26 protein-coding genes are annotated in these 24592 nt (G+C 77.3%); all 26 read left to right on the forward strand.

Translation table 11 applies throughout. The features are described 5' to 3' along the window. The first annotated feature begins 129 nt into the window (after positions 1-129). The 26 genes from fliG (at position 130) to tsf (ending at position 24363) form a co-directional block, all read left to right on the forward strand. A complete protein-coding gene (gene fliG / locus Q5761_RS04795) occupies positions 130-1125 on the forward strand; it encodes a flagellar motor switch protein FliG (protein WP_318751611.1) in 996 nt (331 codons plus the stop codon). Then, entirely contained in the window at positions 1109-2392 is a 1284-nt protein-coding gene (locus tag Q5761_RS04800) for a FliH/SctL family protein (RefSeq protein ID WP_318751390.1), read from the forward strand. The genes fliG and Q5761_RS04800 overlap by 17 nt, the downstream gene beginning before the upstream one ends. Before the next feature lie 224 nt (positions 2393-2616). After that, positions 2617-3975 (forward strand): FliI/YscN family ATPase, encoded by a 1359-nt coding sequence (locus Q5761_RS04805; protein ID WP_413084592.1) that lies wholly within the window; start codon positions 2617-2619, stop codon positions 3973-3975. A 125-nt stretch (positions 3976-4100) separates the two neighbouring features. Then, positions 4101-4565: a flagellar protein FliJ gene (locus Q5761_RS04810; protein ID WP_318751391.1), complete on the forward strand. Its 465-nt coding sequence runs from the start codon at positions 4101-4103 to the stop codon at positions 4563-4565. Positions 4566-6015: 1450 nt separating this feature from the next. Beyond that, positions 6016-6498, forward strand: a complete 483-nt coding sequence (locus tag Q5761_RS04815) for a flagellar hook-length control protein FliK (protein WP_318751392.1) — start codon at positions 6016-6018, stop codon at positions 6496-6498. Between the two features lie 84 nt (positions 6499-6582). Next, positions 6583-7083 carry a flagellar hook capping FlgD N-terminal domain-containing protein gene (locus tag Q5761_RS04820; RefSeq protein WP_318751393.1) on the forward strand — a complete coding sequence of 167 codons (501 nt, stop codon included), beginning with the start codon at positions 6583-6585 and terminating at the stop codon, positions 7081-7083. Beyond that, positions 7080-7949 carry a flagellar hook-basal body complex protein gene (locus tag Q5761_RS04825; RefSeq protein WP_318751394.1) on the forward strand — a complete coding sequence of 290 codons (870 nt, stop codon included), beginning with the start codon at positions 7080-7082 and terminating at the stop codon, positions 7947-7949. The genes Q5761_RS04820 and Q5761_RS04825 overlap by 4 nt, the downstream gene beginning before the upstream one ends. Positions 7950-8420: 471 nt before the next feature. Next, a complete protein-coding gene (locus Q5761_RS04830; RefSeq protein ID WP_318751395.1) occupies positions 8421-8807 on the forward strand; it encodes a flagellar FlbD family protein in 387 nt (128 codons plus the stop codon). Further along, the gene (gene fliL / locus Q5761_RS04835; protein ID WP_318751396.1) at positions 8804-9358 is read left to right on the forward strand and encodes a flagellar basal body-associated FliL family protein; all 555 of its coding nucleotides are present in this window, start codon (positions 8804-8806) and stop codon (positions 9356-9358) included. Before Q5761_RS04830 ends, fliL begins: the two co-directional genes overlap by 4 nt. A gap of 20 nt (positions 9359-9378) precedes the next feature. Then, positions 9379-10350 carry a flagellar motor switch protein FliM gene (fliM, locus tag Q5761_RS04840; protein WP_135225318.1) on the forward strand — a complete coding sequence of 324 codons (972 nt, stop codon included), beginning with the start codon at positions 9379-9381 and terminating at the stop codon, positions 10348-10350. Then, entirely contained in the window at positions 10307-11254 is a 948-nt protein-coding gene (gene fliN / locus Q5761_RS04845; protein ID WP_318751397.1) for a flagellar motor switch protein FliN, read from the forward strand. The genes fliM and fliN overlap by 44 nt, the downstream gene beginning before the upstream one ends. A 49-nt stretch (positions 11255-11303) precedes the next feature. Continuing rightward, on the forward strand, positions 11304-11861 hold the full coding sequence (locus Q5761_RS04850) for a response regulator (RefSeq protein WP_318751398.1): 558 nt from the start codon (positions 11304-11306) through the stop codon (positions 11859-11861). Beyond that, positions 11794-12054 carry a FliO/MopB family protein gene (locus Q5761_RS04855; protein ID WP_167758901.1) on the forward strand — a complete coding sequence of 87 codons (261 nt, stop codon included), beginning with the start codon at positions 11794-11796 and terminating at the stop codon, positions 12052-12054. The genes Q5761_RS04850 and Q5761_RS04855 overlap by 68 nt, the downstream gene beginning before the upstream one ends. Next, on the forward strand, positions 12051-12734 hold the full coding sequence (gene fliP / locus Q5761_RS04860) for a flagellar type III secretion system pore protein FliP (protein WP_135225320.1): 684 nt from the start codon (positions 12051-12053) through the stop codon (positions 12732-12734). Before Q5761_RS04855 ends, fliP begins: the two co-directional genes overlap by 4 nt. Before the next feature lie 58 nt (positions 12735-12792). Continuing rightward, positions 12793-13062 (forward strand): flagellar biosynthesis protein FliQ, encoded by a 270-nt coding sequence (fliQ, locus tag Q5761_RS04865; RefSeq protein WP_135225321.1) that lies wholly within the window; start codon positions 12793-12795, stop codon positions 13060-13062. Between the two features lie 172 nt (positions 13063-13234). Beyond that, positions 13235-14032 (forward strand): flagellar biosynthetic protein FliR, encoded by a 798-nt coding sequence (gene fliR / locus Q5761_RS04870; protein ID WP_318751399.1) that lies wholly within the window; start codon positions 13235-13237, stop codon positions 14030-14032. A 107-nt stretch (positions 14033-14139) separates the two neighbouring features. Next, positions 14140-15420 carry an EscU/YscU/HrcU family type III secretion system export apparatus switch protein gene (locus Q5761_RS04875; RefSeq protein WP_318751400.1) on the forward strand — a complete coding sequence of 427 codons (1281 nt, stop codon included), beginning with the start codon at positions 14140-14142 and terminating at the stop codon, positions 15418-15420. A gap of 1 nt (position 15421) precedes the next feature. Beyond that, positions 15422-17509, forward strand: a complete 2088-nt coding sequence (flhA, locus tag Q5761_RS04880) for a flagellar biosynthesis protein FlhA (RefSeq protein ID WP_318751401.1) — start codon at positions 15422-15424, stop codon at positions 17507-17509. Beyond that, positions 17506-18819, forward strand: a complete 1314-nt coding sequence (locus Q5761_RS04885; protein ID WP_318751402.1) for a hypothetical protein — start codon at positions 17506-17508, stop codon at positions 18817-18819. Before flhA ends, Q5761_RS04885 begins: the two co-directional genes overlap by 4 nt. After that, positions 18791-19645 carry a P-loop NTPase gene (locus tag Q5761_RS04890; RefSeq protein ID WP_318751403.1) on the forward strand — a complete coding sequence of 285 codons (855 nt, stop codon included), beginning with the start codon at positions 18791-18793 and terminating at the stop codon, positions 19643-19645. Before Q5761_RS04885 ends, Q5761_RS04890 begins: the two co-directional genes overlap by 29 nt. A 45-nt stretch (positions 19646-19690) precedes the next feature. After that, entirely contained in the window at positions 19691-20353 is a 663-nt protein-coding gene (locus tag Q5761_RS04895) for a flagellar brake protein (protein ID WP_135225325.1), read from the forward strand. Positions 20354-20425: 72 nt separating this feature from the next. Beyond that, entirely contained in the window at positions 20426-21211 is a 786-nt protein-coding gene (locus Q5761_RS04900) for a FliA/WhiG family RNA polymerase sigma factor (protein ID WP_135225326.1), read from the forward strand. Then, positions 21208-21705: a hypothetical protein gene (locus Q5761_RS04905; protein ID WP_318751404.1), complete on the forward strand. Its 498-nt coding sequence runs from the start codon at positions 21208-21210 to the stop codon at positions 21703-21705. The genes Q5761_RS04900 and Q5761_RS04905 overlap by 4 nt, the downstream gene beginning before the upstream one ends. A gap of 285 nt (positions 21706-21990) precedes the next feature. Further along, positions 21991-22656 (forward strand): hypothetical protein, encoded by a 666-nt coding sequence (locus tag Q5761_RS04910; protein ID WP_318751405.1) that lies wholly within the window; start codon positions 21991-21993, stop codon positions 22654-22656. Positions 22657-22948: 292 nt separating this feature from the next. After that, positions 22949-23650: a 30S ribosomal protein S2 gene (gene rpsB / locus Q5761_RS04915; RefSeq protein WP_135225329.1), complete on the forward strand. Its 702-nt coding sequence runs from the start codon at positions 22949-22951 to the stop codon at positions 23648-23650. Positions 23651-23766: 116 nt separating this feature from the next. Beyond that, positions 23767-24363, forward strand: coding sequence for a translation elongation factor Ts (tsf, locus tag Q5761_RS04920; RefSeq protein WP_135225330.1), 597 nt, complete (start codon positions 23767-23769; stop codon positions 24361-24363). Positions 24364-24592: the final 229 nt, after the last annotated feature.

Raw genomic sequence — 24592 nt, forward strand, 5'->3', positions numbered from 1 at the left:
GCGGGCGCCGCCCCGGCCCCGGCGCAGCCCGCCGCCGGCGGACCCGCCCGCGGCGGGTCCGCCGGCGGGGTCGCGCCCGCGGCGGCCGGTTCGTCCGCAGCATCCGCTCCGCGCCCGCCAGGGGCCGACATCCCGCCTCGCCGCAAGGCGGCGATCCTGATGATCTCCCTGGGGCCGGAGCTGGCCGCCCGCGTGTTCCGGTACCTGCGGGAAGACGAGATCGAGCAGCTGACCCTGGAGATCGCCAACACGGACCGGGTCTCGCCGGAGCAGCGGCAGGCGGTGCTGGAGGAGTGCCGTGACCTCGCCCTGGCCCACGCCTACGTCGCCCAGGGCGGCATCGACTACGCCCGCCAGCTCCTGGTGCAGGCGCTGGGCCACCAGCGGGCGGCGGAGGTGCTCAACCGGCTGACCGCCACGCTCCAGGTGCGCCCCTTCGAGTTCGTGCGGCGCGCCGACCCGATGCAGATCCTCAACTTCATCCAGCAGGAGCACCCGCAGACCATCGCCCTGATCCTCGCCTACCTGCACCCCGAGCAGGCGGCCGTGGTCTTGAGCGGCCTGCCGCCGGAGCGCCGGGCCGACGTGGCGCGCCGCTTGGCCCTGATGGAGCGCACCTCGCCCGAGCTGATCCGCGAGGTGGAGCGGGTGCTGGAGCGCAAGCTCTCGTCGGTCCTGGCGGACGAGGGCACCGCCGCCGGCGGGCTGCAGGCGGTGGTCCAGGTGCTGAACAACGTGGACCGCGGCACCGAGCGGAGCATCATGGAGGTCCTGGAGGTCACCGATCCCGAGCTGGCCGAGGAGATCAAGAAGCGCATGTTCGTCTTCGAGGACATCGTCCTCCTGGACGACCGCTCGCTCCAGCGGGTGCTGCGTGAGGTGGACCTCAACGAGGACCTGCCGCTGGCCCTCAAGGCCGTCAGCGAGGAGGTCAAGCAGAAGATCTTCCGCAACCTGTCGCAGCGGGCCGTGGAGATCCTCCAGGAGAACCTGTCCTATCTCGGGCCCGTGCGCCTCCGCGACGTGGAAGAGGCCCAGCAGAAGATCGTCAACATCATCCGGCGCCTGGAGGAAGAGGGCGAGATCGTCATCGCGCGGGGTGGCCAGGATGAGGTCGTGGTCTGAGGTGGAACGCGGCGCCGCCGCCGCGACCGCCCTGCGCCGGCCCGCGGCGCCAGGGGCTGCGGGCGGCGGGGATGGAGGCGAGGGGACGGCCGTAGGCGGCCGCGGGCCGGCCGGATCGTCCCGGGTGGAGGTCGCCCGGCCGTGGACGCCCGGTGTTCTGGCCGCCGGCGGCGGCCGTCGCTCCCCCTCGGGGCGCCGGGCCGCGGCCGGGACGGTCGCGGCGGGTGGGGGCGACGGCCGGGGCGCGGAGGCGCCGGGCGCGGGGACCCGGGGGCGGGCCCAGCCCTGGACGCCGGCGCCGGTGGCCGCCGAAGACGGGGTCGGGGACCGGAGGGCGGACCTCGCGCCCGTCGGGGACGCCGCTCCACGGGGGCAAGGCCCGTCCCCTGGCGGGCGCGGATGGGACAGCCCGGCGGCGCCCGTCGCGCGCGGGGCGGAGGTGGCGGGGTGGGCCGCGGCGGTGCCTGCGGGGGACGGGGCGCGGGCCCGACGGCGGGCGCGCCGGTGGCTTGAGCGGGCCCGCCGGACGGCGACGGCCCACCTGGAACGGGCCCGCCGGGAGGCGGACGATCTGCGCCGGCGGGCCTGGCAGGAGGGCTTTGCCCGCGGCGAGGCCGAGGGCCGGGCCCGGTGGGAGGCGGCCCAACGCCGGCTGGAGGAACAGGTCGCCTCGCAGCGCCGCGACCTCGAGGCCCGGTACCGGCGGCTGCTGGCCGCCTCGGCGGAGCCCCTGCTGGAGCTGGCGCTGGCCATCGCGCGGCGGGTGGCGGGCCAGCAGCTGGCGGCGGATCCGACCGCCCTGCGGGCCCAGGTGGAGGAGGCCCTCGCCCGCCTGGGTGCCGAGGGGGCCCGGGTGCTGCTCCACCCCGAGAGCCTGGCGCAACTGGAGGGCACGGCGCCGCTGGCGCCCGGGGTGGAGCTGGTGGGCGATCTCACCCTGGCCCCGGGGGACTTCCGCGTCGAGAGCCCCCGCGGGCAGGTCGACGGGCGGGTGGCGGCCCAGGTGGACCGGTTGGGCCGGGTGCTGCGGGAGCAGGGGCTGGGTGCGGTCCCCCCGGTGGAGGGGGGCGGCCTGACGGGGCTCGGCGCGGGCGGCGAGGCGCAGGAGCCGGGATCCGGTGCGGCCTCCCCGCATGAGGCGGCGGCCCCTGGGGGCGGTCCCGGGCCCGTGGGGGCGAGTGCCGCGGGAGCGGCCATCCGGCCCGCCGCGGTGCCGCCAGCCGCGGCCCGGACCCCCGGTGGGGCGGAGGGGAGGGATCCGGCGTGAAGGCCGCGGCGACGGGGGAGCCCGCCGCCCCCCGAGGGGCCAGCCCCGCGGACCGGACCGAGCCCGCTGCCCCCCGGGCGGCCAGCCCCGCGGGCCGGACCGAGCCCACCGCCCCCCGGGTGGCCAGCCCCGCGGACCGGACCGGGCCCGCCGCCCCCCGGGCGAGCGGTCCCGCGGACCGGACCGTGCCCGCCACCGCCCACGGCGGCGGCCACCCGCCGGCGCTGCTGGACTGGGGGCGGCTCCAGGCCCTGGTGGCCGCCAGCGAGCCGCGGCCGTCCCAGGGGTGGGTGGAAGAGGTGGTGGGCCTGGCGGTGGAGGCGCGGGGACCGGTGAGCTCCCTGGGCGAGCTCTGCTGGATCCACCGGCAGGGGTTGTCGCCGGTGCCCGCCGAGGTGGTGGGGTTCCGGGGTCCCCGGACCCTGCTGATGCCCCTGGGCGACGCCCGCGCCATCCGGCCGGGCAACCGGGTCGAGGCCACGGGGCGCGGCTTCGTGGTGGGCGTCGGCGAGGGGCTGCTGGGGCGGGTGCTGGACGGGTTGGGCCGCCCGTTGGACGGCCTGGGGCCGGTGGCCGCCGAGGCTTGGTATCCCGCCGAGGCCGATCCGCCGCCGCCCCTGAGCCGGCGCCCCATTCGGGAGCCGCTCCCGGTGGGCGTGCGGGCCATCGACGCCCTGCTCACCTGCGGGCGCGGCCAGCGGGTGGGCATCTTCGCCGGCAGCGGCGTCGGCAAGAGCACGCTGCTGGCGATGATGACCCGCCACACCGCCGCCGACGTGGTGGTGGTCGCCCTGATCGGGGAGCGCAACCGCGAGGTGCGGGACTTCGTCGACCACCACCTGGCCGGCGCCCGCCGGCGCACGGTGGTGGTGGCGGCCACCGCCGACCGGCCCGCGCTGGTGCGGATCAAGGCGGCCCAGGTGGCCACCGCCATCGCCGAGTTCTTCCGCGACCGGGGCTGCCACGTGCTGCTGGTGATGGACTCCGTCACCCGCTACGCCATGGCGCTGCGGGAGGTGGGGCTGGCCGTGGGCGAGCCGCCGGCGACCCGCGGCTACCCGCCGTCGGTGTTCGCCGCCCTGCCGCGCCTGTTGGAGCGGGCCGGCACGGGGCCGCGCGGCAGCATCACCGGCTTCTACACCGTGCTGGTGGACGGCGACGACTTCACCGAGCCCATCGCCGACGCCGTGCGCGGCACCCTGGACGGCCACATCGTGCTCTCGCGCCAGCTGGCCGAGGAGGGGCAGTTCCCGGCGGTGGACGTGCTGGCCAGCGTCAGCCGGCTGATGCCGGAGCTGGTCGAACCGGCCCACTGGGCCGCCGCCCAGCGCCTGCGGCGATGGCTCGGCGCCTACCGCGAGGCCCGCGATCTGGTGGAGATCGGCGCCTACCAGCGGGGCAGCAACCCCGACGTCGACCGGGCCCTGGAGCGCATGGCGGCCATCCGCGCCTTCCTGAGCCAGGGGCGCGACGAGGCGTCAGACTTCCCAGAGGCGGTGGCGCGGCTGCACCAGGTGGCGGGCGGTGCACCCGAGGGCGAGGACGAGGCGAGGGCCGACCCGCGGGCACGGGCGACGGCGTGAGGAGCGGAGCGGCGCGGCGCGGGCGGCTGGGGTGCGGGTGCGTTCGCCGCTCCGTCCCGCATGGGCGACGGGGCCAGGGGGATGGCCCTGGCGCCGGATCGGGGAGACGGGGGGAGGGGATGGCGATGGCCGAGCGCGAGCCCTTTCGGTTGCGACGGGTGTGGGACGTCCGGCGGCTGCAGGCCCTGGCGCGGCTCGCCGAGTGGAGCCGGTGGCAGGCGCGGGCGGAGGAGGCGCGCCGGGAGGCGAGCCGGATGGAGGCCGAGCGCCGGCGGGCGGCGGGCGCCCTGGCGACGGTGGGGGCCTCCCTCCCGGCGGTGGAGATGGCCGCCCGGTGGCGAGAGGTCGAGGCCCTGGGTCGGCGCACCGAGGCGGCCCACGGCCGGGCCCGGGTGCTGGCCCAGGAGGCGGCCACCCGCCAGCGCGAGGCGCTGAACGCCCGGCAGGAAGAACAGGCCTATCAGCGGCTCTACCAGCGCTACCGCGAGCGGCAACGCCTGGAGGCGCTGCGGCGGGAACAGGCCCGGGTCGACGAGGTCGCCGGGCGGGTGGCCGGGGGGAGGGGTCCGCATGGCGGCGGCTGGCGCTGAGGGGATCGGTGCCGCGAGCGGTCCGATCCTGGGGCCCGCCGCGGCGAGGGCCGTGACGCGGCGGGGGGCACCCGATCCCGCCCCTGGGCGGGCGGCGGGTCTCGGAGCCCGCGGTGAAGGGGGGGCGTTCCTCGATCTCCTGCGCGCCCGGACGCGGCGGGCCGAGGAGGCGGCGGAGCCGACCAGTGCCGCGGGACCGCCGGATCGCCGGCGCAAGGGGTTGGACCCGGACGACCGCGAGGCCGGCTCCGGCCCGTCCCGGGCCGCGGCCGCCGGATCGCGGGCGGCGGACGGCTGGGTCGGCTGGGCCGCCGCGCCGGGCGGGGCGACGGCCCCCGGGACGGGGCCGGCGACGGGCCCCGGCCAGGAGGGGCGCCCGGCGTCGGCGGTCGACGGGCGTGCGGCGGCCCCGTCGAGCCCTCCGGTCGACCGAGCCCCCGGGCCGGGCGGCGAGGATGGGGCTGCGCCTGGGGGCGGACCCGGGAGGCCGGACGCGGTGTCGCCGGACGAGCGACGACCGGCGGGCTCGACCCCGACCGGCGGCGAGGACGGCGCCGTCGGCGGCCCCTCCGCGCCGGGCGGGGCGCCGCCCGCGCCGGGGGCTGGCGCCGCGGGTGCGGAGGGGACGCCGGGGAGGGCGGGTGCCGGCGGGTCGGGGCGCGAGGGCCTGGGGACCTCCGGCGGGCCGCTGCCCCCGGTCCCGGAGGCGGGCGGGAGCCCGGCGGTCACCGCCGGCCCGGGGGGCGGTGGTGCGCCGGCCTCCGCCGGAGCCGGTGCCGGCCGCCCGATCCCGGGTGCGGCGGGGGACGCCGCCGTCGGCGTCGGCAGCCCGTCGTCGGGTGCTGGGCAGGACCCGGGCGCCCCTGGCGTCGCCGACCGCGCGGGCGGCACGGCCCCGGGGCGGGTCGAGGCCGACCGCGCGATGCCGGCGGTCGGAGCGCCTGGGGCGGGCGGGGAGGCGACCGGCGGCCCGGCCGGGGCCGCTACCGGGTCGGGGTCGCCCGCGGATGCCGCCGGCGAAGCCGCTGCAGGCGGCCCGGGCGACGGTGGGCGTCCACCCGCCGGGGAGGGCTCCCTGCCCTCCGAGCCCGCCGTGGATGGGAGGTCCTCCGCCCGGGAGGGCGCCGGCCCCGCCGGTTCTGCCGGGGGCGATGCCGGCGGGCCGAAGGCGGTCGGGAGGAAGGGCATGCCGGGGTCCTTGCCTGGCGGAGGAGGGGACCCGGCTCGCGGGGCGGGCGGGGCGGGACCCTCGCCATCCCAGGGCCATGGCGGCGTCCCGGCCGGCGGCGATCCGGGGGGCGGGTCCGTCGCGCCGGCGCCGTCCGGCACCCACCCGGCGGAGGCCGCGCAGGACGCGGCCGGGTTCCTCCGACCGGGGGGCGACGGTTCCTCCGCGGCCGCCCCGACCGGCGGGGTCTCGAGCGTGGCGCCCGGCGCGGACGCGGGGGGGATGCCGGGCCCCGGTGCCGCCGTCGACGCCGGCCGGTGGGCGCAGGCCGTGGCCCGCTGGATCGAAGGGCTGGAGTGGCACCGGAGCGGGGAGCGGCACGTGCTCCGGCTCCACCTGACGCCCGCCCACCTGGGGCCGCTGCACGTGGAGGTGGCCGGCGACGCCGGCGGGCTGGCCGCCCGCATCACCGTCTTCAACCCCGACGCCCTGGTGCTGGTCAACCGGCATGCGGACGAGCTGCGGCAGGCCTTGGCGGCCCGCGGCTACCCGCTGGCCAGCCTGGACGTGGGCCTCGGCGCGGCGGGCGACGAGGCGGGGCGGACCGGCGCGGGCAGGACGGGCGGCCAGGGCGGATGGCACCAGGACGGCGTGCCGTCGATCGGCCGGGCGGACCCCCCCGTCGGGGCGAGCGGCCCCCGAGCGCTCCCCCGCGACGCGCTGGGCGGCGTCGCCGGGTCCATCCGCCTGGACGTGCGGATCTGACCGCACCGGAGCGCGGGCCGGCGACGGCGGAGGCCTTGCCGGCCCCGACGTGGACGACGACGCGGACGACGAGAGGAGGTGGCGATGGTGTCGACCCTGGTCGCCAACTGGGCCGCCGCCCCCGCTGCGGCATGGACCGGCGAGGGATCCTCCGGATCCCCCGTCCGCACCGCCGCGACGACCACGGACTTGCGCTCCGGCGACGCCGCGAGACGGGCGGCCGGTCCCAGTGGTCTCGATCCGGACGCCTTCTTCCGGCTCCTGGCCGCGCAGCTGCGCTATCAGGATCCGCTCCAGCCCATGCAGGACACGGCCTTCGTGGCGCAGCTGGCCCAGCTCACCCAGCTGGAGGAGACCCGCGCCCTGCGGGCGGCGGTCTCCGGCCTGGCCGCGCTGCCGCTGCTCGGCCGGGCGGTGGCGGTGACCACCGCCGACGGCGAGCGGACCGGGACGGTCACGGGGGTCCGCCTCGACCCCGCCGCGCCGGGGCTGCTGCTGGACGGCGAGCCGCTGGCCTGGGCCGACGTGCTGGCACTGCGCCTAGTCCCCCAGGCCGACCCCACGAAGGAGGGTGAGGCGCCATGATGCGCTCGCTGTACGCCGCCATCTCGGGGCTGCAGAACCACCAGCTCCGGATGGACGTCATCGGCAACAACATCGCCAACGTGAACACCGTGGGCTTCAAGGCCTCCCGCGTGACCTTCAAGGAGCTCTTCAGCCAGACCTTGCGCGGGGCGGCGGCCCCCACCCCTCCCGTGCGCGGCGGGACCAACCCGATCCAGATCGGGCTGGGCACCACCCTGAGCGGAATCGACGTGGTACACCAGCCGGGCAACCCGCAGGTCACGGGGGTCAACACCGACCTGGCCATCCAGGGGGACGGGTTCTTCGTCCTCCAGGATGCCACCGGCGCCGAGGTCTACACCCGGGCGGGCGACTTCCGCCTGGACGCCCAGGGGTACCTGGTCAGCGGCGACGGCCTCTTGGTGCTGGGGTGGCAGGATACCGGTGGCAACCTACCACCGACGCGGGACGCCACCAACCTGGGTCCCATCCGGGTCCTCGACCCCGATGCGGACCCCGCGACGGAGCCCCGGGACGTCGTGGTCTCCTTCAGCATCGACACCGCGGGCGTCATCACCGGCACCTTCGCCGACGGCAGCACCCGACCCATCGCCCAGATCGCCCTGGCCACCTTCGCCAACCCCAGCGGCCTGCTGCGCGACGGCCACCTCTACCGCGAGTCCAACAACTCGGGGGTGCCCGACGTGGGGGCACCAGGCACCGGCGGCCGGGGCACCGTCCAGGCGGGGGCCCTGGAGATGTCCAACGTCGACCTCTCCCGGGAGTTCGTCGACATGATCGTCACCCAGCGCGGCTTCCAGGCCAACTCGCGGGTGATCACCACCTCCGACGAGATGCTGCAGGAGCTGGTCAACCTCAAGCGGTGATCCCCGCGGCGGGCCCCGGGGGCTCGGGCGCCCCGCTGCCCGGACCCAGGCCGCAGTGGACGGGCCCGACGGCCCCCGGGCGGCCGAACCCGGCCGGGCGGCGCAGCCGGCCGGCCGGGTTCGCCGACGCGCCGGATGCCACCCCCGCTGCGGGCGCAGGCATCGCGGGAGGCATCGCGGACCCGTCCCAGCCGACGGGCGGCGCGGGGGAGCAGGAGGGAGGAGCCCGGCCCTCTGGGTGGGGCGGGGGCCCCGTCGTCGGGTGCGGCTGGCGAAATCCGGTCGCCTGGTGCGGCCGGCGGAACCCCGTCCCCCGGTGGGGGTGGCGGAGCCCCGTCCCCGGCGCGGGTGGCGGAATCCCGTCCCCCGGTGCGGATGGCCGGCGAGGCCGCCGGCGGCCGGCCGCGGCGCCGCGGCCCGCGCCGGGCACCGGCAAGGCTGCGGCACGGGTCGGGGAGGAGGGGCGGTCCGGTGGTCCGGGTGACCCGTCTCGACGGACGGGAGCTGGTGGTCAACGCCGAGCTCATCGAGCTCTTGGAGGCGACGCCCGACACCGTCATCACCCTGTCCACCGGCCGGCGGCTGGTGGTGCGGGAGTCGGTGGCGGAGGTGGTGCGGCGGGTGGTCGCGTATCGCCGGCGGGTGGCCGTCGGCGGGGGACGGTTCGTGGCCGCCGCCCGTCTCCGCCGGGCGGGGTCGGGGCTCGGCGGGGCGGGGCGCCGTGGCGGCGCGGAGGGTGCCAACGGCCCGCCATCCCCCGAGCCGGTGGAGGGTTCCCCGCTCGCGCCGAAGGCGGCCCGGGGCCCGGGCGGGGCGGAGCGGTGCACCCGTGGGTGCGAGGACGGTGACGGTGCGTGAGAGGCAGGATCAGGACGGCGCTGGTGGTCGTCGTCGCCGCCGCCGTGGCGGCGGCGGGGACGTGGTGGGCCATGGCCCGGCAGGGTGCGGCGAAGCCCGCGGAGCCCGTCCCCGTGGACGTCTCCCTGGAGCCCTTCACCACCAATCTGCGGGACGGGCGGGTGGTCCAGGTGACCCTGGTGCTCCGCGTGGCCGGACCGGAGGCGGCGGAGGAGCTGGAGCACGGCCGGATGGCCGACGTCCGGCACCAGGTGTATCGGGTCCTGCGGGGGATGACCGCCCCCGACCTGGCGGGGACGGCCGGCATGGACCGCCTGCGGCAGGCCGTCTGGCACGCCCTGGCGGATCCGGCGGACGGGGCCGTGCCCGGCCAGGGTCAGGTCCCGGCGTCCGACGGGACGTCGGCCGCGGCGTCCCCTGCCAGGGGCGGGGCGGCCGCGGCCGGATCCCCGGGGGCCGAGGCCGGGGCGGCGGCCGGCCCGGGCGCCGGCGTGGGAGGGCTGGGCCTGCCGATCCGTGAGGTCCTGATCACCGATCTCATCGTCCAGTGAGGCGGGGAGGAGGGCCAGCGGTGACCCAGGGGACGGGGCGGAGGGCCGGGCGGCGGTCGCCGGTGATCCGGATCTACGACTTCCGCCGTCCCGACAAGTTCTCCAAGGAACAGCTGCGCACCCTGGCCATGGTCCACGAGAACGTGGCGCGCCTGGCCACGGGCTTCCTCTCGGGCCAGCTGCGCACGGTGGTCGAGGTGCGCGTGCTGGAGGTCGAGGAGACCACCTACGGCGAGTTCATCGCGGACCTCCCCAACCCCACGGTGCTGGCGGTGTTCAGCCTGCCGCCCCTGGAGAGCAGCGCCGTGATGGACATCGAGCCGTCCATCGCCTTCCCCATGGTCGACCGGCTCTTCGGTGGACCCGGGACCGGCACCGCGACGGGCCGCGGCCTGACGGAGATCGAGACGGTGGTCATGCGGATGATCCTGCAGGGGCTGCTGGAGGCGGTGGCCGAGGGGTGGGCGCAGCTGGCCCAGGTCCAGGGCGAGCTGGTGACGGTGGCGGCCAACCCGCTGTTCGTCCAGATCCAGGCACCCAACGAGATCGCCGTGCGGGTGGTGATGGCCGTCCGCTTCGGCCAGCAGGAGGGCGCCTGGCGCCTGTGCCTGCCCTATCCGCTGCTGGAGCCGGTGCTGCCGCGGTTGGCGGTCCACCAGTACTACGCCAGGGGCACGCGCAGCCACGCCGCCTCCCGGGACCGGTGGGCCGAGGGGCTCCGGCAGGTGCCGCTGCCGGTCAGCGTGGTGCTGGGGCGGACCCGGTTGACGGTCCGGGAGCTGCTCGCCCTGGAGCCGGGGCACGTGCTCCGGTTGGACACACCGGCCGACGGGCTCGTCGACGTGGTCGTCGCCGGCCGGCCCAAGTTCCGCGGCCTGCCGGGCCGGGCCGGCCCGAGGCTGGCCGTCCGGGTGGTGGAACGGGTGGCAGAGGAGGCGCAACAGGGCGATGGGCACGGGCGAGTGGGAGATGTTGTCGCAGGAGGAGATTGACGCCTTGCTCCGCAGCCTGGCCGAGGAGGGCGGCCCGGAGGCCGCGACGACGGCTGCGAGCGGACCGGCCGGCGGGACCGACCCCGGGCCCGGCCAGCAGGCGCCGCGCCCGGGAGCGGGCAGTGCAGCCGAGGGTGCGCCGGCCGCAGGGGCTCCAGCCCCGTCTGGGCCGGGCGCCGGGGCCCTTGTCGAGGCGGGGACCGGGGACGCCGACGCTTCGCCGGGGACCGCCGCGGGCGGCGCAGCGTCGGGGGGTGACGACGCCCCAACCGGCGAGGAGGCGGGCTCCGGCGGCGGCGCCGGCCGAGCCGGCGCCGCCGCCGGGGGGGCTGAGGCCCGGGCATCCCAGGGCCCGCCGGCCGACGCCGGCGGTCCGGGCGGGGGTCCGGCAGGAGGGACGGGGACCGCCGTCGGACCCGGTGCCGGTCGCCCGTCCCACGCCGCGGCCGCGGCCGCGGGCGGGCACGGCCGGTCCCCGCGGGTGGCGGCCGCGGAGTCGGCCGCGGCCGCGGAGCCAGCGGCGACCTCCTGGGAGGCGGGCGCGGGCGAGGCGGCGGAGGCGGCCTTCGAACCCTTCTCGCCGGCCGCCGGCCCCGGCGAGGCGGCTGCGGGGCTCGGTGGCGCGGGGCGTTCGGCCGCGCCGCGGGGGACGCTGGACCTCCTGCTGGACGTGCCCCTGCAGATCACGGTGGAGCTCGGCCAGACCCAGCGGACCGTGCGGGAACTGTTGGAGATGGCCCCCGGGACCGTGGTCGAGCTGGATCGCCTGGCCGGCGAGCCCGTGGATCTCCTGGTCAACGGCCGGCTGATCGCCCGGGGCGAGGTGGTGGTGATCGATGAGAACTTCGGCATCCGCATCACCGACATCGTCAGCCCCGGGGAGCGCCTGCGCCGGCTGCGGTGACCGCCGCCCCTCGCCGCCGGCCGCGGCCGCCGGGCCGCCGCGCCGGCCGGTGGTGGTCGTCATCGATCCCGCGGCCTACGCGCGACGTCAGGTCCGGGACCAGCTGGCCCCGCTGGGGTGCGCGGTGGTCGAGCTCACCGGCGAGGAGGACCCGGAAGCGCTTTCCGAGGCGCTGGCCCGGGCCCGGGTCGTGGTGGTCGAACCGGCGCCCCACGGGTCACGGGCGGGGGCCTGGCTGCGGCGGCTACGGGCGATCCATCCCGGGGCGGCGCTGGTGGTCTGCAGCGCCCTGACCACCCGTGCCGCGGTCCTCACCTACAGGGGGGCGGGGGCGGTCGACGTGGTGGCGAAGCCCTGGCGCCCAGAGCGGTTGCAGGCGGCCGTGGCGGCCGCCCTGGCGCGGGCGGGCGCCACGGGGCGGCCGACCCCCACCTCCGGCGGCGGGTCGGGGCCTGGGCCGGCCCTCGGCCGCGGGCGGCGGCCCGCGGCCGAGGGCGAAGGGACGGGGACGGCGGGGAGACCGGGGGGACGGGGGAGCCTTGTGGACCAGTCTGATCCAGTTCCTTCTCGCCTCGCTGCTGGTCATCGCGGTGGCCGCCTGGGGTAGTCGCGCCCTGGGTCGCTGGCTGCGGCCGCGGCCGGGCCCGGACGGCCTGGAGATCCGGGCGGTGGTGCCGCTGGGCGGGCGTCGGCTCCTGTGCGTGGTGCGCTGGCGCGGGGACGACCTGCTGCTGGGGGTCACCGATCGGGGCGTGAGCCTGCTGGACCGGCGCCCGGCCGGGGGGGACGAGCCGGCATGATCCCCCGGATCGACGTCACGCTGCAGCCGGCGGCCGGCCCCGAGGGGCTGGGGGTCGCCCTCCAGATCCTGCTGCTGCTGACCGTGCTGTCCCTGGCCCCGGCGATCCTGGTCCTGATGACGGGCTTCACCCGCATCGTGGTCGCCCTCTCCTTCCTCCGCAGCGCGCTGGGCACGCCCCAGGCGCCGCCCAACCAGGTGCTGGTGGGGCTGGCGTTGTTCCTGACGGTGTTCATCATGGCCCCGGTGTGGCAGGAGGTCTACCAGCAGGCCTGGATCCCCTACCGGGACGGGCAGATCGGCCAGGTGGAGGCGCTGCAGCGGGCGCAGCAGCCGGTGCGGGAGTTCATGTTCCGCTACACCCGGGAGCGGGACCTGGCCCTGTTCCTCGAGCTCTCGGGCCAGGGGCCGGTGGCCTCCCGCGACCAGGTGCCGACGTACGTGTTGATCCCGGCCTTCGCCATCAGCGAGCTGAAGACGGCCTTTCAGATCGGGTTCATGCTGTACGTGCCGTTCCTGGTCATCGACATGGTGGTCGCCAGCACCCTGATGTCCATGGGCATGCTGATGGTCCCGCCCATGCTGGTCTCCCTGCCGTTCAAGATCCTGCTCTTCGTCCTGGTGGACGGGTGGAACCTGGTGGTCCGCTCGCTGCTGGCCTCCTTCGGCGCGGGCGGCTAGGGGCCGCGGGGCGGGCCGGAGCCCGGTGGGCCCCGGTGCGGACGGGAGGCGGTGTTCGATGACGGACGCGACGGTGCTGACGGTGGGACGGGAAGCGCTGTGGACCGGCCTTCTGGTGGCGGCTCCCGTGCTCGGGCTGACGGTCCTGGTCGGCGTCGCCATCAGCATCCTCCAGGCGGCGACCCAGGTGACCGAGCAGACCCTGGTCTTCGTCCCCAAGATCCTGGCGGCGGCCGCAGCGCTGCTGCTGTTCGGGCCGTGGATGCTGACCACCCTGGTGCGGTACACGGTCCAGCTCTACCAGTCCATCCCCGGGGTGCTGGGATAGCGCCCCTCGCCCCGGCGTCCCCGACGGGTCGCCCCGCCCCGGCCGACGGGGTGGGTCGGCTCCGACGGGGGTCGATCTCGACGCGGACGACGCCCTGGGGACGGGCGCGCGCAGGACCCTGGCGTCGGCCGGGCCGGCCGCCCGCCCGGGGCGGCCGCCCGCGGGTCGGAGGATGCTCGGCGTGGAGGTGGCCCAGGTGGACCTCGCCAGCATCGCCACCAACGAGCTCCATCGGTTCCTCCTCTGCCTGGGGCGGACCAGCGCCCTGGTGGTGGCCTCCCCCGCCTTCGGCGGCGGGCTCGTCCCCGCGCCGGCCCGGGCGCTGCTGACGGTGCTGCTGGCCCTGGTGGTGTACCCCGTCATGCCGCCGGCCGAGCCGCCCGCCTCGGTGCTCGGCTACGCCGGCGCCCTGCTGGCCGAGGTGGCGGTCGGCCTCGCCCTGGGGCTGGTGACGGCGCTGGTCTTCGCCGCCGTCCAGCTGGCCGGTCAGCTGCTGGACCTGGTCACCGGCTTCGGCGTTTCCGGCGTGTTCGACCCCGTCTCCAGCCAGTCGCTGCCGATCCTGGGTCACTTCCTCTACCTGCTGATGTGGGTGTTGCTCCTCGCCACCGAGGGGCACCACGTGGTGATCCGCGCCCTGGCCGAGAGCTATCGGCACGTGCCCCCCGGCGGGGTGGGGCTGGCCGGCGGGGCGCCGGTGCTGATCGGGATGGCGGGGTGGATGTTCGCCACGGGCCTGGCCCTCAGCCTGCCCCTGCTGGCGGTGCTGGTGGCGGTGATGGTGGCCCTGGGCCTGGTGTCCCGGGCGGTGCCGCAGCTGAACGTGTTCATCACCGGGTTGCCGATCCAGGTGGCGGTGGCGCTGGTCACCCTGCTGGTGGGCCTACCGGCGCTGGGCGGGGCGATGGCGGACCTGGTGCACCCCATGGCCGACGCCCTGGCGCGGCTGTTGGAGGCGATGGGCCCGTGACGGCGACACAGGGCTCGCGGCCGATGCGCGCGACGGACCGCCGGCCGGTCGCCGGCGTGCGGCCCGGGAGGTCAGGACGGCCGCCGGCGGCTTCGCCGCGGCGGGCGATGGATCTCCAGCTGTTCGCCGGCGAGCGGGTGCTGCCCCCCTCACCCCGGCGGCTGCGGGAGGCGCGACGGCGGGGCGAGGGGGCCCGCAGCACCGACCTGACGGCGGCGCTGCTGCTGGTGGCGGTGGCGGCCCTGACCGGGGTCCTGGTGCCCGCATCGTCGCGGCCCATGGCCGCCCTCGCCCGGCAGCTGTGGGGCGCGCCGCCGGTGGGCGCCGCCGAGGCCTGGACGGTGGCCGACGCCGTGGCCCTGGGGCGGACGGCGCTGGTGGCGACGGTGGGCGCCGCGGCCCCCCTGCTGCTGGTCGCCTGGGTGGCGGCCGCAGCGGCCGGGCTCCTCCAAGCCCAGGGCCTCTTCCAGCCGGCGCTGGTGGCGCCGCGGTGGGAGCGCCTGAGCCCGTGGGCCGGCCTCGGGCGGCTGTTCTCCCGGCGGGCGCTGGTGGAGCTGGCCAAGGCGCCCCTGAAGCTGGTGGTCCTCGCGGCGGTCCTGGGCCCGGCCCTCGCCCGGACCGCGGGCTCGCTGCTGGTGGCCACCGGTGCCCCCGCCGAGACCCTGGTTCCCGCCGCCGCCCGGGCGATCCACGACCTGCTGTGGCGGGGGAGCCTGGCCTACCTGGTGGTGGCCCTGGCCGACTACGCTTACCAGTGGTGGGAGCACCAGCGCTCCCTGCGGATGACGGTCCAGGAGTGGAAGCAGGACCAGAAGGAGGCCGAGGGCGATCCGGTGGTGCGCCAGCGGATCCGGCAGCGGCAGCGCCAGCTGGCGCGGCGGCGGATGCTGCAAGAGGTTCCCCGGGCCGACGTGGTGGTGACCAACCCGACCCACGTGGCCGTGGCGCTGCGGTACGACCCGGCCCGCATGGGGGCGCCGGTGGTGGTGGCCAAGGGCCTGGGCGTCCTGGCCCTGCGCATCCGGGCGGTGGCGGAGGCCCACGACGTGCCCGTGATGGAAGAACCGGTCCTGGCCCGGGCCCTGTACCGGTCCGTCGACGTCGGCCGGGAGATCCCCCCGGCGCTCTACGTAGCGGTGGCCGAGGTGCTGGCCTTCGTGTGGCGGCTCAAGGGCCGTTCCGCCGCGGACCTGGCGCCGGCCCATGGCCCTGCGCCCCGGGCCGATGCCCCCCGCGCGGCCCGCGGCGCCGGGGGAGACGGGGGACGGCCCGGCACCCCCAGCGGTGGTGGCCGCGCCGGGGCCCGGGGCCGCGGGACCCCCGCGGGGCCGGGGCGTCCCGGCGCCCCGGCGGGGCCGGTTCGTCCCGGTACGGGGGAGGTGAGGTAGCATGGCGCGTCCCCTGACGGGGGGGAGGGCGTCGGGCCTGGCGACGGCGGGCCGCTGGCTGGCCGGGTCGGCCGACGCGGTGGTGGCGGCCTTCGTGGTGATCATCGTGGTGATGATGGTCGTCCCGCTGCCCACCGCCCTGCTGGACGTGCTGATCGCCGCCAACCTGACCTTCGCCCTGGTCGTGCTCCTGATGACCATGTACACCCAGGAGCCGCTGGAGATCGCCGTCTTCCCCTCGCTCCTGCTGCTGGCCACCCTGTTCCGGCTGGCGCTCAACGTCTCCTCCACCCGGCTCATCCTGCTCCAGGGCGACGCGGGGGCGATCATCCGGCAGTTCGGCCACTTCGTGGTCGGCGGCGACCTGGTGGTCGGCCTGGTGGTGTTCCTGATCCTCGTGGTGATCCAGTTCGTCGTCATCACCCGCGGCGCGGAGCGGGTGGCGGAGGTGGCGGCCCGCTTCACCCTGGACGCGCTGCCCGGCAAGCAGATGAGCATCGACGCCGACCTGTCGGCCGGGCTGATCGACGAGCAGGAGGCCCGCGCCCGCAGGCAGCGGGTGGCCCGCGAGGCGGACTTCTATGGCGCCATGGACGGCGCCAGCAAGTTCGTCAAGGGGGACGCCATCGCGGGCCTGGTCATCACCGCCATCAACCTGATCGGCGGGGTGCTGATCGGGGTGCTGCGGGACGGGAGGCCGGCGGCCGAGGCCCTCCAGACCTACGCGCTGCTCACCGTCGGTGACGGGCTGGTCTCCCAGATCCCCGCCCTGCTCCTCGCCACCGCCACGGGCATCGTGGTGACGCGGGCGGCCGGCGAGGACCACCTGGGCGGCGACCTGCGCCGGCAGGTGTTCTCCAACCCGCGGGTGCTGGGGGTCGCCGCGATCTTCCTGGTGCTCCTCGCCCTGGTGCCGGGCCTGCCCAAGGTGCCCTTCTTCGTCCTGGCCGCGGTGGCGGCGGCGGGAGCCCGGGGCCTGCAGCTCCAGGCGCGACGCCGGGCCGAGGAGGAGGCCGCGCGCGCCCGCCAGGAGGCGGCCGCGGCCCGCAGCGAGCCGGAGCCGGTGACCGCCGCGCCTGTCGACCCCATCGAGATCGAGCTGGGCTACGGGTTGCTGGGGCTGGCCGACGAGTCGCGGGGCGGCGATCTGCTGGCGCGCATCGCCGCCATCCGGCGGCAGATGGCGCAGGACCTGGGGGTGGTGATCCCGCTGGTCCGGGTGCGGGACAACGTGATGCTGGACAGCCACACCTACGTGATCCGCCTGCGCGGTGCCGAGGCGGGGCGCGGCCGGCTGCTCCCCGACCACTACCTGGCCATGGCCACGGGCGTGGAGACGGAGACCGTGGAGGGGATCGAGACGACGGAACCGGCCTTCGGCCTGCCGGCCCTGTGGATCCCCGCCGACAGCCGGGAGCGGGCCGAGCTGGCGGGCTACACCGTGGTCGACCCGGCCTCGGTGCTGGCGACCCACCTGTCCGAGTTGCTGCGCCAGAACGCCCACCGGCTGCTGACCCGTCAGGACGTGCGCCAGCTCCTGGACGGGCTGCGCCAGGTGGCGCCGGCCCTGGTGGACGAGCTGCAGCAGCACCTGGGCCTGGGCGAGATCCAGAAGGTGCTGCAGAACCTGCTCCGGGAGGGCGTGGCCATCCGCGACCTGGTGACCATCGGCGAGGCCTTGGCGGACCAGGCCCCCGTCACCCGCGACACCGACCTCTTGACCGAGTTCGTCCGGCACCGGCTGGCGGCCCAGATCTCCGAGTCGCTGCCCGTGCGGGACGGCCGGCTGCGGGTGCTGGCCCTGGACCCCGCGGCCGAGCAGGTGATCCGCGACGCCCTGCAGCAGACCCCCGCCGGCGGCCCGCCGGCCGTGCCCGCCGACTGGCTCGGCCGCCTGCTGCGGGCCGCCCAGGCGGAGGTCCGGCGGGTGGCCGCGCAGGGGGTCGAGCCGGTGGTGCTCTGTGCCCCGGTGATCCGGCTCCACCTCTACCGGCTGCTGGAGGCGGCGGTGCCGCAGCTGGTGGTCGTCTCCTATAACGAGCTGGTGCCCCACCTCCAGGTGGAGACCGTGGGGGTGATCCGCCCGTGAGGATCAAGCGCTTCCGGGCGCCGGACATGCGCACGGCCCTCGAACTGGTGCGGGCGGAGATGGGGCGCGACGCGGTGATCCTGCAGTCCCGGGCGGTGCGCGGTCGGGGGCTCCTGGGATGGCTGGGGCGCGGCCGCCGGTGGGTCGAGGTGACGGCGGCCTGGGACGGGGACGGGCCCCGGGCCGGACTCTCCGCCGGGTGGGATCGGGCTGCCGCCGCCGGGTTCGGTGCGGGCCGTCCGGCCGCCGGTGGGGTGGGGCGGCCGCCCAACGTCGCCGCCGGCGGGGACGCCGGCGGTTGGGACGAACCGGCCGCGGCGGTGCAGTCCGGCGAAGGGGGAGACCGAGGGCGCGGAGGGGCGGCGGGGGCGCCACCGGCCCGGCCCGCGGCGGCCGGGGCCCCAGCGGCGGTCGCGGCCCCGTCGCCGCAGGGTGCTCTGCCTGCTGCGCTGCCGGACGGCCGGGCGCGGCGGCTGGATGTGACGGTGGGCGAGGGTCCCCTGCTCCCGTCGCCGGCGGCCGCGGGGCGCGCCGCCGGCCCGCGCGGGCAGGCCCCGGCCCCCGCAGGGACGAGGGCCGCGTCGCCGGTCCTGCCGCCGCCCGCCCCGCCGCTGGCCGGGACGGTGGTGGTGGTCGGGCCCACGGGCGCGGGCAAGACCACGGTGGTGGTGAACCTGGCGGCCCGGGCGGTGCTGGACGAGGGGCGCGAGGTCGCCCTGCTGGCGGCGGACACCTATCGGCTGGGCGCCACCCGGGCGCTGGCGTCCTACGCCGAGCTGCTCGGCCTGCCGCTGGAGGTGGCGTACGCCCCCGGCGAGGTGGCCGCCTGGGCGAACCGGCAAGGCGAGCACGGCGGTGCCGCGGAGGGCGAGCAGGCCGACGCCCAGGTGGCGGGGGGCGAGGGCGGGGTGCGCGCCCTGGTGGACACCGCGGGCCGCAACCTGCTGCTGCCGGAGGTGGCCGCCGAGCTGGCCGCCGTGGTCGCCGCGGCCCGGCCCGACCGGGTGCTGCTGGTGGTCCCGGCGACCCTGGCGCCGGCGGAGGCGGCGGCGGTGGTCGCCGCCGGGCGCCGGCTGGGGGCGACGGACCTGGTGCTCACCAAGCTGGACGAGTGCCTGGATCCCGCGGCCGCCCTGGCCCGAGCCGCGGGGTGGGGATTGCCCCTGGCCCGGGTGGGACTGGGCCAGCGCGTGCCCGAGGACCTGGTGCCGGGCACCCCAGAGGCGCTGGGGCCGTGGCTGGCCCACGCCCGGCGCCGGCACCGAGGAGGAGGGGGCCTGCATGGCCACGACGCCGACCGGGTTGGCTGAGCGATCGCGCACGCTCCTGGTGGCCAGCGGCAAGGGCGGGGTCGGGAAGAGCAACCTGAGCCTGAACCTGGCCATCGCCGCCCGGCAGCTGGAGCGGCGGGTGCTGCTGCTGGACGCCGACGTGGGGCTGGGGAACGCCGAGATCCTGGCCGGTGTCAGCGCCCCCCGGCACCTGGGCGACGTCCTGGCGGGTCGGGCGAGCCTGGCCGAGGCGGTGGTGCCCGGCCCGGGCGGCGTCGACCTGCTCGCCGGCGGCCACGGCATGCTCGAACTGCCCCCCATCGACGGCCTGCGCTGGCGTCACGTGCTTGCCCAGGTGGCCCGCTACGGGTGGGATCTGGTGGTGATCGACGGCGGGGCGGGCGTGGGGGGCGCGGTGCGGCCCCAGCTGCTGGCGGCGCGGGAGGTGCTGGTGGTCACCACGCCCGAGCCCACGGCCCTGGCCGACGCCTATGCGGTGATCAAGCTGGTGGCGGGCCGGGACCCGGCCCAGGCTCCCCAGGTGTGGGTGGCGGTCAACCAGGTGCAGGGGGCCGCCGAGGGCGAGCGGGCCTTCGCACGGCTGGCCGCGGTCTGCCGACGGTTCCTGGGGGTCGAGCCCCGGTGCCTGGGCACCGTGCCCTTCGATCCCCAGTTGCGCCGGGCGGTCCAGCGGCAGGTCCCGCTGCTGCTGGCCGCACCCCACAGCCCGGCCGCCCGGGCCGTCGCCGCCATGGCGCGGCGCCTCCTGGGAGCCCCGGCGCCGGCGACGGGCGGCCTCTTGGCGTACCTGACCCGCCTGTGGCCCCGGCGCCCGCTGCGGGCGGCCTCGGCGCCGGGCGATTAGCGCCGGCCGCCGCCGGCGCCGCGCGGCCGGGAGGGGGACGGGGGGATGGGGGACGTGGAGCCGTTGCCCTTGGAGGTCAACCAGCCGGTGGAGATCGCCTTCGTGGACGAGCCGCCTGCGGGCGTCGGGGCGGGTCCCTACCGGACCCACGTGCTGGCGTCGGGGCCCAGCGGGATCGTCCTGGCGCTGCCCATGGCCCGCCATCGCTGGGTGGTCCCGCGGCCGGGCCAGGCGGTGAAGGTGGTCTACCGGGATCCGCGGGATCGCGGGTCGGATCGCGGGGTGTACGGGTTCGTCACCGTGGTGGTGGAGGCTCGCGTGGAGCCCGAGCCCGAGCTGCACCTGGCCCCGCCAGCGCGGGTCGAACGGGTGCAACGTCGCCACTGGGTGCGTCTCGACGTACGCCTGCCGGTGCGCCTGGAGCGGGAGGGCGATCCGCCGGAGGTCCTGAGCGGGCACACCCTGGACGTCAGCGGCGGCGGCGCGCGGGTGGCGGTGCCCAAGGCCCCGGCGGTGGGGGAGCATCTCCGGGTCGAGATGGGGTTCCCCGGCTGGGTGGTGCGGGCCACGGCCCGGGTGGTGCGGGTCGAACCGGGTGCCCCGCCGGCCGTCGGGCTGGCCTTCGTCGAGATCGACGGACGCCTGCAGGACCGCATCGCCGGCTTCATCCTCAACGAGCAGGCGCGGCGCCGCCGCCTGCTGGGGTAGCACCGGCGGCGGGACGGGCCGGGGAGGAGGGCCGGATCGGGCGAGAGGCGAGAGGCGGAGGGGGGACGGAGGGTGTCCGCAGAGCTGAAGCAGCGGCCTGATCGGGCGGAGCTGTGGCGCCGCTACCGGGCGACGGCGGATCCGGAGAGCTGGGAGGCGCTGATCCGGGAGCACCTGCCGCTGGTCAAGTACCTGGCCGGGCGGATGATCGTCCACCTGCCGCCGCAGGTGGAGATGGACGACCTGATCGGGTACGGCGTCTTCGGCCTGATCGAGGCGATCCAGCGGTACGACCCCGCCCGCGGGGTGAAGTTCGAGACCTACGCCTACACGCGCATCCGCGGTGCGATGCTGGACGGGCTGCGGGCCATGGACTGGGTCCCCCAGGGTCTGCGCCGCCGGGCCCGGGAGGTCGAGGCGTGCTACCGCCGCCTCGAGAGCCGGCTGGGGCGGCCCGCGGAGGACGCCGAGGTGGCGGCGGAGCTGGGCCTGACGACGGAGGAGTTCGCGGACCTGCTCCAGGACCTGGCCCGGACCACGGTGGTGTCGCTGGACGACGTGCTGCCCAGCGACGCCGACGACCCCGCGGCGGTGCTGGACCGGCTGGCGGATCCGGACGCCGCGGACCCCCTGGAGGCGGCCACGCTGACCGACCTGCGCCGGCGCCTGGCCGACGCCCTGAGGGGGCTCCCCGAGCGGGAGCGGCTGGTGGTGACGCTGTATTATTATGAAGGCTTGACGGTCAAGGAGATCGCCGCGGTGATGGGGGTCAGCCCCTCGCGGGTCTCCCAGCTGCACACCCGGGCGATCCTGCGCCTGCGGGCGCGGCTGCGGGTCGAGGAGGGACGCGGTCCATGAGCGTCGGCGGCGTCGACGGACCCCACCTCCTGCAGTCGGCGACGGCGGCCCACCGACTCCAGCGCCTGGGGGCGGAGACGGTCCGCGGGGAGGAACAGGCCCAGCGCTTCGCGGCCCTGCTCGGGGAAGCCCGGCGCCAGCAGCGGGTGGGCGACCTGACGGCGGCTTCGCCCGGCGGCCGCACCGGCCGGCGGGCGGGGAACGACCCTGGCCAGGGGGAGGAGGGCGCCGAGGTGCCGCCCTCCGGGCGGGATCGCCGGGGCCACCGGCGCGGCGGCTCGCACCCCGACCCGGAGGACCCGCGCGGGCGCCGCCGTCGGCAGCCACCCCCACCCCGAGGCGGCGGTCGGACCGGGCCGGCCGGCGAGACGGGCTCCCCGGCGCCCGGGCGCACCCCCGCATCCGGGCCCGACCCCCGCGGCGGTTGGGCAGGCTCCCGGCTGGTGCCGGAGGGGATCGCCCTCAAGGGCCAGCGACTGGATCGGACGGTCTAGCGCCGACGCCCGACCCGTCGGTAGCGCACCCGCACCCGCACCCTGATCATGGACGCCTGGGCGCGCCGCACCGGTGCTCGCAGCGACGCCCGACCCGCCGGCACCGCGCCCGCCGACGCTCCGCCCGCCCGTCCCCCGCCCGTCGGCGCCCTGCCCGCCAGGGCCCCGCCCGTCGGCGTCCCGCGCCCCGGCACCCCCGTCCGCGGCGCCCGAACGACCGCCTTCCGCCCCACGGCGCTCCCGGCTTGGACGTCGCCGCATAGGGCGGGACGAGGCTGGCATACTATGCCAGACGGGGGTGAGGCGGTGCGGGGCTTCTGGCTCGGGTTCGCCTGCGGGCTGCTGGTGGCGGCCCTGTTGGCCGGCGCGGGGGTGCAGCGGCTGGTGCACCGCGGCGTGACCGTGGAGGTCGCAGCCGCTCCCCTGGCGGCGGCCGCCGAGGCCGCGGTGGAGGAGACCCTGCGCCAGCAGCTGCCCGCGGTGATCGCCGCGCTGCAGCAGCGGCTGCCGGCCGCCGTCGCCGCCGAGCTGGCCGCCCGCCTGCGGGAGGCCGGCATCACGGTGTACGGCGTTCGCCTCGAACTCCCCCCCGATGCGGCCGCCGCCCTAGAGGGTCACCTCCGGGACGAACTGGCCCGCCAGCTGCAGGCCCAGCTGGACCCCGGGCAGCTGGCCACCTGGTCCGCGCCGTGGAGCCGGCGGCTGGGCCGCGACCTGGTGGACGGGCTGGCTGCGCGGCTCGCCCTCCAGCCGGTGCCCGTCCGACCGGTGGACCGCCTGCCCCTGGCGATCCCCGTCTACATCCGCCTCGAGACCGGCACGCAACCCGCCTTCGGCGCCGCCCTGTCGCGCCCCGCCCCGGCGGGGTCCGGTGCGGGCGGCGCACCCCAACCCGCCGCGACATCCCATCCTTGGGATCCCCAGCGCTTCGTCGCGCCCCACCTGCGGTGAGACCGCGGGCGCCGCGGAGCGGCGGCGCCCCGGGCCGTCCTCGACCCGGGCGCCCGCGCCGCCCGCGGGCGCCTCGCGTTGGCGCCCCGGAAGCCCTGTGATATACTACCGAACGGCTCGCGCCCGGAAACGGGCGGAGGGGGCCCACAGCGGCCGGGTCCCTCGCCCGTGGGCGGCGGGTACGTCGCACGCCTCCGGAGGGGCCGCGGCGGTGCCGGACGCGGGGCAGCGGGCGCGCCGGTCCCGCGGCCCGGTGAAGGGGGCGGAGGAGCAACCGAAGGAGGTGGGGCCGGTGCCGGTCGTGGCCATGAAGCAGCTGCTGGAGGCTGGCGTGCACTTCGGCCATCAGACCCGCCGGTGGAATCCCAAGATGCGCCCCTACATCTTCATGGAGCGCAACGGGATCTACATCATCGACCTGCAGAAGACCGTGCGCCTGCTGGACGAGGCGTACAACTTCGTGCGGGAGCTGGTCGCCCAGGGCGGCCGCATCCTGTTCGTGGGCACCAAGAAGCAGGCGCGCGACGCCATCGCCGAGGAGGCCACCCGCTGCGGGGAGTTCTACATCAACGAGCGCTGGCTGGGCGGCACCCTGACCAACTTCGTCACCATCCGCAAGCGCATCGACCGCCTGGTGGAACTGGAGCAGATGGAGGCGGAGGGCCACTTCGAGCGGCTGCCCAAGAAGGAAGTGGCGCGGCTGCTGCGGGAGAAGGCCAAGCTCCAGAAGTACCTGGGCGGCATCAAGGGCATGAAGGATCTGCCCGACGCCATCTACGTGGTCGACCCCCGCAAGGAGAAGATCGCCGTCACCGAGGCGCGCAAGCTGGGCATCCCCGTGGTAGCCATCGTCGACACCAACTGCGACCCCGAGGAGATCGACTACGTGATTCCCGGCAACGACGACGCCATCCGCGCCGTGCGGCTGATCACCAGCAAGATCGCCGACGCCGTGCTGGAGGGCAAGCAGGGCGTGCAGGTGGTGGAGGCCTGAGCCGCACCGGCGTCGGCTGGGGCACGGCGCGGTGGAGCGGCCGCGGCCGCCCAGGGCGGGCGCCGCGACCCCGGCCCGAGGGGGCGACGGGAAGGGAGCGAGGAAGGAGGCCATCCATGGCGGTCAGCGCGAAACAGGTCGCGGAGCTGCGGGCGCGCACCGGCGCCGGCATGATGGACTGCAAGCGGGCCCTCGAAGAGGCCGGCGGCGACATGGAGAAGGCCGCACTGTTGCTGCGCGAGTGGGGCATGGCGGCCGCCGCCAAGAAGGCCGGTCGCGCCACGGCGGAGGGTCTGGTCCACGCCTACATCCACGGCCAGGGCCGCATCGGCGTCCTCATCGAGGTGAACTGCGAGACGGACTTCGTCGCCGCCACCGACGACTTCCGGCAGCTGGTCCACGAGCTGGCCATGCAGGTGGCGGCCACGGCGCCGCAGTACGTCCGGCGGGAGGACGTGCCCGCCGAGGTGGTGGAGCGGGAGCGTGAGCTGTTGCGGCGCCAGGCGGAGGCCGAGGGCAAGCCCGCCCACATCGTCGATCGCATCGTCGAGGGGCGCCTGGACAAGTTCTTCAGCCAGGTCTGCCTGGAGGAGCAGCCCTACATCCGCGACGACTCGATCACCGTGGGCGACCTGATCAAGCAGGCCATCGCCAAGCTGGGCGAGAACATCCGCGTGCGGCGCTTCGCGCGCTTCGAGCTGGGCGGCGCCTGAGGGGCCGCCCCAGGCTGGGCCGTGGCACGGGGGGCGGGGAGCGTGGAGCATGGCGGGACCGAGGGAGGTCGAGCCCGCAGCCGAGGCGGTCCCGGGCCGGCGGCGGAAGCCCGGACGGCGGGTCGCGGAGGAGGCCGCGGCGCGCCTCCGTCGGGCGAGGTGCCGGCCCCTGCGGGTGCACCGGTCGGGGGGGTAGCCGGCGGCTGCGGCGCTGGGCGCCCGGCCGCGG

Origin of the sequence: Thermaerobacter composti, from assembly GCF_033582035.1 — a bacterium.
In the GTDB taxonomy this organism is placed as follows: domain Bacteria; phylum Bacillota; class Sulfobacillia; order Thermaerobacterales; family Thermaerobacteraceae; genus Thermaerobacter; species Thermaerobacter composti.

Excerpts from the sequence above, each read along its gene's own strand:
- fliR (WP_318751399.1), top strand. The coding sequence starts at position 13,235 with ATGCTCGGCGTGGAGGTGGCCCAGGTGGACCTCGCCAGCATCGCCACC.
- Q5761_RS04825 (WP_318751394.1), top strand. The coding sequence starts at position 7,080 with ATGATGCGCTCGCTGTACGCCGCCATCTCGGGGCTGCAGAACCACCAG.
- flhA (WP_318751401.1), top strand. The coding sequence starts at position 15,422 with ATGGCGCGTCCCCTGACGGGGGGGAGGGCGTCGGGCCTGGCGACGGCG.
- Q5761_RS04815 (WP_318751392.1), top strand. The coding sequence starts at position 6,016 with ATGCCGGGCCCCGGTGCCGCCGTCGACGCCGGCCGGTGGGCGCAGGCC.
- Q5761_RS04910 (WP_318751405.1), top strand. The coding sequence starts at position 21,991 with ATGCCAGACGGGGGTGAGGCGGTGCGGGGCTTCTGGCTCGGGTTCGCC.
- fliQ (WP_135225321.1), top strand. The coding sequence starts at position 12,793 with ATGACGGACGCGACGGTGCTGACGGTGGGACGGGAAGCGCTGTGGACC.
- Q5761_RS04905 (WP_318751404.1), top strand. The coding sequence starts at position 21,208 with ATGAGCGTCGGCGGCGTCGACGGACCCCACCTCCTGCAGTCGGCGACG.
- fliP (WP_135225320.1), top strand. The coding sequence starts at position 12,051 with ATGATCCCCCGGATCGACGTCACGCTGCAGCCGGCGGCCGGCCCCGAG.
- tsf (WP_135225330.1), top strand. The coding sequence starts at position 23,767 with ATGGCGGTCAGCGCGAAACAGGTCGCGGAGCTGCGGGCGCGCACCGGC.
- Q5761_RS04875 (WP_318751400.1), top strand. The coding sequence starts at position 14,140 with ATGGATCTCCAGCTGTTCGCCGGCGAGCGGGTGCTGCCCCCCTCACCC.
- Q5761_RS04800 (WP_318751390.1), top strand. The coding sequence starts at position 1,109 with ATGAGGTCGTGGTCTGAGGTGGAACGCGGCGCCGCCGCCGCGACCGCC.
- Q5761_RS04890 (WP_318751403.1), top strand. The coding sequence starts at position 18,791 with ATGGCCACGACGCCGACCGGGTTGGCTGAGCGATCGCGCACGCTCCTG.
- Q5761_RS04810 (WP_318751391.1), top strand. The coding sequence starts at position 4,101 with ATGGCCGAGCGCGAGCCCTTTCGGTTGCGACGGGTGTGGGACGTCCGG.
- Q5761_RS04895 (WP_135225325.1), top strand. The coding sequence starts at position 19,691 with ATGGGGGACGTGGAGCCGTTGCCCTTGGAGGTCAACCAGCCGGTGGAG.
- Q5761_RS04820 (WP_318751393.1), top strand. The coding sequence starts at position 6,583 with ATGGTGTCGACCCTGGTCGCCAACTGGGCCGCCGCCCCCGCTGCGGCA.
- fliN (WP_318751397.1), top strand. The coding sequence starts at position 10,307 with ATGGGCACGGGCGAGTGGGAGATGTTGTCGCAGGAGGAGATTGACGCC.